The organism is Nonomuraea sp. NPDC049421, from assembly GCF_040677005.1.
GTDB lineage: Bacteria > Actinomycetota > Actinomycetes > Streptosporangiales > Streptosporangiaceae > Nonomuraea > Nonomuraea salmonea.
The window spans coordinates 1-10,186 of the sequence record NZ_JBFAQA010000066.1 but is presented as its reverse complement, the minus strand read 5'-3'; the positions used below and the strand labels follow the sequence as shown (position 1 = coordinate 10,186).

At 66.9% G+C, this 10,186-nt stretch carries 8 protein-coding genes; 5 read left to right on the top strand and 3 right to left on the bottom strand.

Features of this window, described 5'->3' with window-relative positions; genetic code table 11:
* Positions 1 to 153 precede the first annotated feature (153 nt).
* From AB0K18_RS50030 to AB0K18_RS50020, 3 genes are all read right to left on the bottom strand, one after another.
* Entirely contained in the window at positions 154 to 1,041 is an 888-nt protein-coding gene (locus AB0K18_RS50030) for an IS5 family transposase (RefSeq protein ID WP_364930205.1), read from the bottom strand.
* Between the two features lie 151 nt (positions 1,042 to 1,192).
* The gene (locus tag AB0K18_RS50025) at positions 1,193 to 2,764 is read right to left on the bottom strand and encodes a DUF4185 domain-containing protein (RefSeq protein ID WP_364930200.1); all 1,572 of its coding nucleotides are present in this window, start codon (positions 2,762 to 2,764) and stop codon (positions 1,193 to 1,195) included.
* Between the two features lie 156 nt (positions 2,765 to 2,920).
* Positions 2,921 to 3,400, bottom strand: a complete 480-nt coding sequence (locus tag AB0K18_RS50020; protein WP_364930197.1) for an RICIN domain-containing protein — start codon at positions 3,398 to 3,400, stop codon at positions 2,921 to 2,923.
* A gap of 1,617 nt (positions 3,401 to 5,017) precedes the next feature.
* Here AB0K18_RS50020 and AB0K18_RS50015 point away from each other — a divergent pair.
* The 5 genes from AB0K18_RS50015 to AB0K18_RS49995 all read left to right on the top strand — a co-directional run bounded on the left by AB0K18_RS50015 (position 5,018) and on the right by AB0K18_RS49995 (position 9,765).
* The gene (locus tag AB0K18_RS50015; RefSeq protein ID WP_364930194.1) at positions 5,018 to 5,725 is read left to right on the top strand and encodes a transposase; all 708 of its coding nucleotides are present in this window, start codon (positions 5,018 to 5,020) and stop codon (positions 5,723 to 5,725) included.
* Positions 5,726 to 5,808: 83 nt separating this feature from the next.
* Positions 5,809 to 6,483: a DUF998 domain-containing protein gene (locus tag AB0K18_RS50010; protein WP_364930191.1), complete on the top strand. Its 675-nt coding sequence runs from the start codon at positions 5,809 to 5,811 to the stop codon at positions 6,481 to 6,483.
* 487 nt (positions 6,484 to 6,970) lie between these two features.
* Complete coding sequence (locus AB0K18_RS50005; RefSeq protein ID WP_364930188.1) at positions 6,971 to 8,029, top strand: hypothetical protein; 1,059 nt, start codon at positions 6,971 to 6,973, stop codon at positions 8,027 to 8,029.
* 3 nt (positions 8,030 to 8,032) lie between these two features.
* A complete protein-coding gene (locus AB0K18_RS50000) occupies positions 8,033 to 9,106 on the top strand; it encodes a histidine kinase (protein ID WP_364930185.1) in 1,074 nt (357 codons plus the stop codon).
* A 32-nt stretch (positions 9,107 to 9,138) separates the two neighbouring features.
* Positions 9,139 to 9,765 carry a response regulator transcription factor gene (locus AB0K18_RS49995; protein ID WP_364930203.1) on the top strand — a complete coding sequence of 209 codons (627 nt, stop codon included), beginning with the start codon at positions 9,139 to 9,141 and terminating at the stop codon, positions 9,763 to 9,765.
* Positions 9,766 to 10,186 lie beyond the last annotated feature (421 nt).

Genomic DNA, 10,186 nt, shown 5'->3' with positions numbered 1-10,186 from the left:
GGCTGTGCCGGCGAAGGCATCACATGATCGTCCAGATAGACATAGAGTGCCGTCAGAAGGGCGTCCAGCTCAGTCTTCACAAACCGATCTTGGACCCCTTCGCTGTGCCCGCAGACGATCAGCGAATTTCACATCAACGATCTAGGTCGTGTTTCATAAGGCACTGAGCCACTGGTTGATCGCAGCGATGATGACGACGGCTTCGTAGCGTACGGCGAGCTTGTCGTAACGGGTCGCCATGCCGCGGTTGCCTTTGAGCAGGTTGATGCCGCACTCCACAGCGTGACGCAGCCGATAGAACGCGGGGTCGAAGGACGGCGGGCGACCTCCCTTCGATCCCTTGGCTCGCCGGTGAGCGTCCTGGTCGGCCTTGCTCGGAATGCACGCCTTGATCCCACGCCGGCGCAGATGAGTCCGGTTGGCCTTGCTGGTGTAGGCCTTGTCGGCCAGGACCCGATCCGGGCGGGTCCTGGGACGGCCACCGCCGAGGCGGGCCACCCGGATCTTGGCGAGCACCGGGATGAACTGCGGGCTGTCGCCCCGCTGCCCGGCGGTCACCACCGCAGCCAGCAGCTTGCGGCCCTGCTCGCAAGCCAGATGGGTTTTGGTGGTCAGCCCGCCGCGTGAGCGCCCCAGCGCGTGATCGGCCGGCTCGCTGTGCACCCCGCCGGGTGGCTCCTTCTGCAGGTGGCCGTCCCGGCGGGCTCCGGCCGCGTGCTGGTGAGCCCGGGTGATCGTGGAGTCCACGCTCACCGTCCAATCGATCTTCCCGGCGGCGTCCGCACACGCCTGCAACGCCGCCAGGATCCGCGCCCAGACCCCCTCCCGCTGCCAGCGCCGGAACAAGCCATACACGCTGAACCAGTGGCCGTAGCAGGCAGGAACGTCCCGCCACGGCGCCCCGGTCCGGATCCGCCACCGGATCCCGTCGATCAACTGCCGCCTGCTCCACTTCGGCGGACGCCCCTTGCCCGATGCGGCAGGCAGATGCGGCTCCAGCGCCGCCCACTGCGCGTCAGTGAGGTCATGCCGCCTCGTCACCACTACGCTGGCCACGAGGTCTCCGGTATTTCGTTCTTCTTGGTCGTTGAACCAACTACCGGAGACCTCTTCGTTCAACGATCACCGACACGCCTCACACGTGATCTTTCGAAACACGGCCTAGTTCAGGTATCCGCCGAAGCGGGGCGATTCACACCTCCTCCAACCTTATGTCATCGATTTGCAGCCAGAAGTCCTGCCCGTTTACGGCCCATCCACCGGCGAACACCTCGAGTTCCGTCAAGTTGCCGGGAGGGATGTCCACGCTGAGACGGGTGTAGGTGGGAAGCGGGCCGAATTTCTGCTCCACGATGACGGCCTGGCTGGGCGGTCGCCGTACCCCGAAGTAGCCTCCGGTGTTGCCGGCGGAGCTGCGCATCCATCCGGTGAGGCGATACCGGCGGCCGGGTTGTACGACGACTCGCTGGTGGAGGTCGTTCCAGCCGCTGGTGCTTCCCACCCAGCCGTTGTTCGCCCCCGAATGGGCGTTGCCGATGCCGTAGTCGGTGCCGCCGCGGCCGTTGAGGGTCCAGGTAGGCGTCTTGGCACTGGCGGGGTGGTCCTCGAAGCCGCCGTCCTGGACCAGGTTGGTGTCCAAAGGGAGGTCGGCCAGCCGCAGGCGCATCAACCGGACATGATAAGGCGCCCACTGTGACATGGCGAAGTACAGTTCCGCGCCGGTGCTGTCCGGGTGCAGGAACGCGCCGTACAGACCGGGATGGTCGGCTGACTTGGCCACCAGCTGACCTCCCGTCCACGGCCCAGTTGGCTCGATAGCGGTGCGCATGACGATCGCGGCTCTGCGTTCGTCCAGGTGCAGCGCGACCCAGCGCCGCAGGGCGGTGTTGTAGAGGATCGACAACTCTCCCACTGGTTCCGCCATGACCGGGATCGCCCTGTCCAGGCCGTCCGCCTGCCATCCTGTGGCGGTCCAGTATTCGTAGGCCGACAGATCGAGGAGTCGCGAGCCGGGGACGCGCGCGACGTAGGCGTCGCCGAATCTGCCGTTGGCTGTGCCGAACAAGTAGACGAAATCGCCCTGTTCGGTGGCGGCTGCCATCTGGAAGTGGCTGCCGCCGTCACGGTTGGCCCAACGTACGGCGGGCGCCTTGATCCAGCGCTGCCCCCCGTCATCGGAGTAGGCCAGTCCCGAGTAGTTGGTGATCCATGTCCCGTTGGTCCCCCAGGAGCGGACGGACATGTAATGGATGAAGTCGCGGGAACCGACGCTTATGGCCGCGGTGGGGATGACGGTCACCTCCTGCACCGCAGGGTCGCCGGGAAGGATCTGCGCGGCATGCCCGGGCCGGTCGATGACCATGGAGTCGATGCTCAAGCCGTCGGCGAGGTTGTCGTCAGTGGAGTGGGCCAGGGTGTTGTAGCGCCAGTCGGCGGTCTCGGGGCCGGCGCCGTTGCCACCCCACCCCTGCCCGTAGGTGTCGCCGAACGCCATCGCTACCCGGCCGCGCGAGTCCCGCCACATGACGCCCAGATCGGTCGCGTCCACACCGAACCGTGAACGCGTCTGGTTGAGGTCACCGACTCCTTGGCCGGCGATTAAGGCGATCGGCTGAGCCGGGGACGGAGCCGAGAGCGCAGGCCGCGCCGCAGGCGCCGCGGCCTGCGCGCTGCCCGCGTACGCCAGCATGGCGGCAACCGCGTGAAGTAGCGCCATCCGCAGCGCCATCCGCGCTGAACCGCCGATGGCCGTCTGATGATGCATGGGTTTCTCATCCCTGTTGCACTGTCATCGCGTATCTGCCGAAGCGAACAACCCGGTCCCCACAGGGGGCGGACCGGGTTGCCGGCCCGCCCCGTGCTGATGACCGTCAACCTTCTGCTCGCGGCTCAAGGCTCACGGCCGTACGGGACCCGCAAATCAGAAGACATTCCAAAAATGATCAGGGTGATCACCGCAGGGCCATTGAATCGCGGCGGCGTGGTCCGAAATATCGTTGCCCCTGATCGCGAGGCAGTAGCCGCTCTTACGATTGATGAGTTGGATGCCCTTGGCGTGGTATTCGACACGCCAGTAATGGTCTTCCCAGTCTCCGCACTCGAATTGGATGAGCTGAATGCCGCGTTCCGTGGATCCATCCGGCACGGCCAGACATTTTTGACTATTTTGATTCACCATACGCAGCCACGGCGCCGGCAGATTTCCCCCGACCAGCAGCCAGTAGTGATCGGGCCAGGTTCCGCAGGAGAATTGTGTTACGGGGGCGAGGTTCGCCGTAGAGCCGCTGGGGATGTTCAGGCACTTCCCGGTCCCGCCGTTCCGCCATCTGACGCCCGCGACTTCGGCGACGCCACTGGAGACCTGCGAGGCCGGCGAGGCATTGGCTGTCTTCGCGCTCACGGGAGGTGCCCCTACCGTCATCAACGCGAGACCAGTGAGTAGTGCTGCGGCGTACTTTCTCATTCTATCCGTCCGTCCTTCGCTGCTTTTTCTGCTTCGGCGTACCGGTTCCCTCGAGTCCTGCTCGGCTCGAGCGGGCCCGCTTGGTCGCCAGTGAGGACCGTGCACGTTCGTGGCTTGAATGGTGCTTGGGTTGATGAAGAAGGGAAATCGAGGCAGGGCCGTCTGCGCCACTCTTGGTAAGGAGGTGCTGTCCCTGATCGGGGCAGAGCCGACGTGTTCCACGGCGGCGTTACAGATCTTGCCGGGCATGTCGTCAGCGGCACACACGGTGTCATTCATCGGAGGATCTCTCGCCTTTTCGATCCCTGAAGAAACTGCTGTTCGCCTGGTCGGCGCAGACCTGGGCCGGTATGAGTACTGATCCTCGTGCTGGATGATATGGATCGGCGCGAGGCCGGCACCCGCGGTCTGACGCGCCCACCCGGACACGGTGGCCGTGGTCGTTGGCAGAGCTTAGGAATGTAAGGTGTCCGGCCATGCCGGAGGAGTTTCCCATCCGGCGTACACCCATACGCCGGCGAAGTCTTTGGTTCGTACCGCGATGACCGGGATCGCCGAGCGTTGTGCGCGGCGACCACATCCCCACAAACGCCCCTGATCGAAAGCGTCTTCGGTCGGCTGTATCGCGGTGGTCGAACGATGACTCGCCGTGGACTGATCGATGGTGGTGGAATCGTCGGACGACGATTCCGCGCCGACCTACTGCCCTCAGGCAATCCCGGCAGCAAGAGCTAGGAGTATGGAGCACCTTCCTCTCTTCACACATGCCTCCGCCACACCGATACATGTCCACCCGAGAAGGCGGGAGACAACGCCGGCTAACGATTCGCTTGTGCAATTGAATCAGGCGTGGTCGACGTGGTCAGAAAATGGCGCCACCTCAACCGCCGTGTCTTCTACGACCGGACGAATGCATCTTCCCAGGTCGTCCTTACACCGGACTGTCATCATCCTTTCTGCTATCGGTCCTCCGTTGTCGTCGAACCGGATCTCGGGTGCGCTGGTCCATGCGGACTTGCGGCTGGTGTGTTCTCTCCTGGTGGATCTCCAGGTCCTTCAGAACACTTGCCCAGGGCGAAGGCCAGGGCTCGGAGCAAGGTGTAGTCAGTGGAAGGCTGCCGTTCGCGCAGATAGTCAACCAGCAGGTTCCGCATCGGCGGTGGGACAGCTGGTATTGGTCGATCATGTGCTCGATGGTGACTTCCCTCTGGTGTTGCCGGAGAAGAGGCACTCGGACGGGTGATGTCGCGCAGCCGGCCGCCCTTGGCCGCGATCAGGGTGGCGATCCTGACGGTCGCTTCCCGGGGGACGTGTTAGCTGAGCTGCCAGAACGGCCGGCGTAGGGCCCACCACAAGGGGTCGTCGCGGCCGGTGGCCACCAGGCCGTGGAGTTGAGCCTGGTAGAGGCGCAGCCGCCCGAGGCCGGGCTCCCGATGACACCCAGAAGGCCACCAGCGGACCGATCACCTCGCCCGCCCGACATTGCGCGGCACCACTGAGAGGCTCGTCTCCCGCCTGTTCGGCTCGGCCCCCGAGGCAGCCCTGTCCAAGGCCATGGTCCCGACCATCTGCCAGGCCATCGTCGCCGAGTACGCCGGTGCCGGCGCGACGTGTCCACCATCGAGCTGGACTACCTGCTCCTGGAGGCATCTCACTTCAAGATGCACGGGCGGGCAGCGGGCGGAGCCGATCCTGGCCGCCTGGGGCCTGCGCCCGCCGCTGCTGATCGTCCGACGGGGCGCCCGGGCTGATCAGCGCCGCCGAGCGCGTCTTGTCCCGACCTCTGCCCAAAGGTGTCTCGTGCATCGCGCCCGTAATGTGCTGGCGGAGGTCAGCACCGGCGACCAGGCCGAGGTGAAGGTTGCCTTGTGGAACATCTTCGATCTCACCGAGCTGGGCGACGACATCGCGCCCGGCGAGCAGTTGGTAGCGCACCTTCGGCGAGACCCGCCGCCGCGTCAAGGTCATCGGCCGCTTTCCCGGCGCAACCAGCTGCGTCTCACTCGTGTGGGCCGTCCTCGACCGCGCCGCCCGCGGCTGGTGCGGCTTCACCATGACCAGCAGGGGCCTGCGCACCCTGCTAGACCTCGGCCGGGCCCTATGCCACCCGCCCAGACAGCTCCACCCGATCAACGACCCAGCCTTGGCACTCGTCACCGAGGCCGCCCAAGATCCACGGCACCTACCTCGTCGAGCCTTTTACATCGCTTCGAGGACGTGGCCCCCGGCCCGATCAACGAGTCGGGAGGCCTGCCCACATAATCAGTCGTTCGGCAGATACCGCAGCACCTCCCGGGACGGAAGGATCGCTGTAGGACAAGGACATGGGACCTCAGGGAGGTGTGATGGCCGATGAGAAGCCGTCCGCCCGGACGCGTGGATTCTGGGACGGCCGGACATCGAGTGGGATGTACCGGTCTGTGACAGCCGGGGTCGCCTGGCTGTCGTGCCTGCAGGTGTTTGTGGTGGACCTCGTTGTGCAAGCTGAGTGGGTGGCGCCGTACCCGGTCTCGGAGGGTTACCTCAGCGACTTGGGCAACACCGCGTGTGGACCCACCGCCTGTTCACCCCGGCACGCGCTCATGAACGGATCCTTTCTCGTCCTCGGCCTGCTACTGGTCGCGGGTCTGCTCCTCGCTTCGGGCGCGCGGGGCGGGCGCGCGGGACGGGTGATGGTAGCGCTGGCCGGCCTCGGCTGGATTCTGGTCGGCTTGGCACCAGAGAACGAGAACATGCTGCTCCATCTGATAGGTGCGTTACTGATCCTCGTGTGCGGCAACGTCGGCATGATCGTGTACGGCCTGCGCCTGCGCACGTTGGACCACCACTTCGTAGGCGTGTGGAGCCTGTTCACCGGAGCGGTCGGGGTGGCGGCGACGGCGCTCTTCCTCAGCGGTCAGTTCCTCGGACTCGGGCTCGGCGGCATGGAACGGCTGGCCGTATATGCGATCGTGGTCTGGGCCGTGGTGCTCGGTGTCACAACAGTGGTAGCCCGTCAGCCGACCGCGACACTTCGGTAGCGGCGCTGGTTCTCACCGCGCCGGATGGGCGCGGTCGGCGGCTGACGGCCGCCGGCCATAGCCGGCGTCGGCTCCGAGAGTGCATTCTTCGGTCCCCGGGTGGTGAACGCCCAGGGTGCCGTATACGCAGACTTTGTCCACCGGCGTCGGCCTGCCGGTGAAATCGGCGTGCATCCGCCAGATTCCACGTCCTCCCAGACCTGGCCGCGTACAGGACACCATGTTCTCCGTCCACGAAAATGCACTCGAGACTCCCGGCACGGCGCCCCGTGGTGTGGCCGGGCAGCGTGAACGTCCCGGCAGGTCAAGGGCACGGGTGCGCTGGTAGGTCACGCTGCCGGAAGGAAGCTTCCCCGTTCGCGGTCGTCCGTCGTGACCAGCCTCTGTCCTTTCGCGGAGTGGAGGCGTCAACGGCAGGGGAAAATCTGCCGTTTGGCGGATAGGTCCGGCGTTGGGCAGGTTCGAGGCTTGAGCCATGAAGAATTTCATGGCGCGATGGCCCCATTGGGCGGGGTACGCTGCGGCCGGTTGGTCGCTCGGTTACGGGGCGCTCGGGCTGTTCTGGGCGCTTGGGGGCGGAGGCTTTCCCTTCGGCAGAAGCGATCCCGACTGGGAGCCCGGCCTGTCAGTGCTCGGGGAGGCGACCCGGGAGGCGGCGGCGCCGCTGATCGCGGTGCTTGGCGTGCTGGGGGCGGTCGCCGGGCTGGCCATCGCGAGAGGGGTACGGCGGGCGCGGGCCGCGCTGCTCGGGTTCGCCTGGCTGGCGGCGGTCACGCTGACCGTGGTGGTCACTGACAATCGGGTTCTGATGCTGGTGGCATATACGCCGCTGCTGGCCGTGTTCGCCTTCACCGGGGTGCCGGGCGGCCAGCCGATGTCGGAGCTGGTGCCGTGGCCACGGATCAACCTGTTCATCGTCCTGGTGGGCGGGCTGTTGTGGGCGCTGGCAGCCCTGGCGTACCAGCGGCGCACGGCGAGTGCATGCGTCCGATGCGGGCGGGGCGAGCATGGTCCGGCGCGCTGGGCCACGCCCGAGTCAGCCCGGCGCTGGGGGACGTGGGCGGTGGCGGTGGCCGCCTCCATCCCCGCGCTGTACGACGCCAGCCGCTTCGCTTGGGCCGCGGGCATCCCCGTGGGGGTCACCGAAGAGTTCTGGCGGTGGCTGGATGAGTCGGGGCTGCGTTGGGGCGGACTGTTCCTCAGTGTGATGGGCCTGGGAGGTGCGATCCTCACGCTCGGGCTCATCCAACGCTGGGGTGAGGTCTACCCGCGGTGGATTTGGTTCAAGGCGGGCAAGCCGGTGCCGCCGATGCTGGCTGTCGTGCCGGCGTCGATCGTGTCCGTGATCGTGTTCTCGGGCGGGCTTTCCTTCTGGCGGCTGCACACCGTGCACGGAGTGCTCGATGACTGGGACATGTGGGCGATCTGGGCGCCGTCGCTGGTGTGGCCGCTGTGGGGGGCCGCGCTGGCCGCCGCCACCCTGGCGTACTACGTCCGCCGCCGCGGTCCCTGCCATGCGTGTGGGCGCGGGGGCACCTGGAGGTAGAGCGTGAAGTCGGACGTGGTTAGGCTCTCGATCGTGCAGCCAGAACGTCTAGCGGAGGACCGGTACGGGCACGGGTCGCGATGTCGATCCCGCGCCACCGTACCGCGTCCGCTCCGCGTTGCCTGGGTTGCAGGGGCCGCCGGGGCAGCCTCGCTGATCGGCACGCTGGCGCATCCGCTGACCGGAACGGTGAACCACAACGCTCTGTGGTTGGCGACCGAGGTATCGGCACTGCTAGGTCTGACCGCCGTCACCATCCGGCGCTCCCCCAGGCGGCAGGCGACCCTTTCAGCGGGGTTGAGCGGCGCGGCGGTAACACTCATCCTGCTGCGCGCCGTGTGGCAAGGGCCGCCGGAACTGGTGTTCGGTGCGTGCGCGGGATGGGCGCTCGGCGCCATGGCGGCTGTGGGACTCGGGCTCTACCTGCGCAGGCTGGACGACAATCGGCGGCGCTCGGTGGAAGAGGCTACCCGGGCACAGCGGCTGGGGCTCGCCCGAGACCTGCACGACTTCGTCGCCCACGACGTCAACGGCATGCTGGTGCAGGCGCAGGCCGCCCAGGCGGTCGCGGGCGCGCTGCCGGCCCCGGTTGCCGACGCGTTGCGACGTATTGAGGACGCCGGGCAGCGCGCGCTGGCCTCACTTGACCGTGCCGTGCACGCGCTGAACGAGCCCGGGCCGGGGATCGAGGGGCTGGAACGACTGGCTGACGCGTTCTCGCCCGACGTACGGGTGAAGCTGACCATCGAGCCCGGCATGAAGCCAAGGCAGGAAGCCTCGTCGCTGGCCTACCGTGTGGCGACCGAGGCGCTGAACAACGTGCGGCGGCATGCGCCGCGCGCCACCACCGTGGAGGTGGAGATCTGTACAGAAGGGGATGTCCTGCGCGTGCGGGTGGAGGACGACGGCGGCGGTAGCTCGCAGAGCCCCAGGATCGGCGGGTCCGGGCTCGCGGGTCTGGCCCACTTGCTGGCGGCATGCGGTGGAACGCTGGCGGCGGGCCCGCACAGGCGTGGCTGGCAGGTCACCGCGACGATCCCCGCATGGCGGCTCGTGCGCGGCTCTGGCGCATCATGACACCTGAGGAGGACGAACGTGATGGGCCTTTGATGACTACGCGGATCCTCATCGCCGACGATCAGGAGGACGTGCGGATCGGGTTCCGGCTGATACTGGACGCACAACCGGACATGACCGTGGTTGGCGCGGCCGCCGACGGTGCGCGGGCCGTCGAGTTGGCCCGCCTCCTGCGCCCCGATGTGCTGCTCGCCGATGTGCGCATGCCGGGCTTGGACGGGCTGGAGGTCACCAGGCAGCTCGCCTCCGAGACTCGGGTGATCATCGTCACCACCTTCGACCTGGACGAGTACGTCCACACCGCGCTGCGCGAGGGAGCCTGCGGCTTCCTGCTCAAACGCTCAGGCCCCACCCTGCTGGTGGAGGCGGTCCGCGCGGCGATGGCGGGCGACACCTTGATCAGCCCTCAAGTGACGGTGCGCCTGTTGCGCAGCCTGACTCACCGGCCCTCGACCCCGCTGGAGGATCCGCTCACTGCGCGGGAGTTGGAGATCGCCCGCCTGGTGGCGCGGGGACACACCAACGCCCGCATCGCTGCTGACCTCACGATCAGTTCAGGCACTGTCAAAACGCACATCGCGCACATCCAGCGCAAGGTGGGCGCCGCCAACCGGGTAGGGATCGCTGCCTGGGCCTGGAGCAGCGGCCTGATGACCTGACCGCAGAACCGGTCAGCCCCGCGATGAGCTAGGTGAACCCGCCGATCCGCGAAGGTCTCCGGCGGAAACCGCCTCCGCCGATGCTCGGCCAAGAACGCGAACACGTTCCAGGCCGAGATCATCTCCGGGCGCGCGACCCAAACCTCAGGCCCAGCCGCAACCCTCCCACGGCCCATCATGACCCGAGTCTGAATCCTGAAAACCCACCTGGCCAGCCCTAGCAGGATCTTCAGGACATCCCTGCTAGGGCTGCCTCCGATAACCCCGCGTGCCCTCTGCCGCGCAGGGAGAGCACGCGCCGGCAGGTTTTCCATGAGGTCAGCCCGCTGGTGCTGCCGCGCCCGGCCGACTGGCGGCCGGGGGAGTTATCACACAATAATGAGAACCGAAGAACACACCAAAGAAAAACACAACAAAACAA